General features: G+C 59.0%; 1 protein-coding gene. It reads left to right on the top strand.

Translation table 11 applies throughout. The annotated features are described in order from the left end of the window. Window positions 1-454, top strand: a 454-nt coding sequence (locus QCE88_RS41995; RefSeq protein WP_309911944.1) for a type VI secretion system tip protein VgrG, incomplete at both ends; no start/stop codon positions are given.

Here is a 454-nt window from a genome sequence, read left to right as displayed (position 1 = left end):
CGAAGTGCAACTCGTCTCCAGCGATGCCTCGCTCGATCTCAAGAGCGCCCTCGGCAAGTCGCTCACGCTGGAGATCCAGCCGCAGGTCGGTGCGCTGCGCTATCTCGATGGCCAGATCACGCGCTTCGAGTTCAATGGCCGCGAGACGCTCACTTCGCGCAGCTATATCTACACGGCTACTGTGCGGCCTTCATTGTGGTATCTCACGCGCACCGTCAACTGCCGCATCTTTCAAGAGAAGACGGTTGTCGAGATCATCCAGGAAGTCTTCACCGCTTACGGCTTTCCGGTCACCAACCGCTTGAGCGCCACCTATCGCACCTGGGGCTTCTGCACCCAGTTCCAGGAGTCTGATTTCGCCTTCGTCAGCCGTCTGATGGAGCAGGAAGGCATCTACTACTACTTCACGCATCAGATGGGCCAGCACACGCTCGTGCTCGCCGACGACATGAGC

Origin of the sequence: Caballeronia sp. LZ035 (assembly GCF_031451175.1) — a bacterium.
In the GTDB taxonomy this organism is placed as follows: Bacteria; Pseudomonadota; Gammaproteobacteria; order Burkholderiales; family Burkholderiaceae; genus Caballeronia.
Note: the sequence above shows the minus strand (reverse complement) of the source record. Positions and strands in the feature narration are given on the sequence as shown.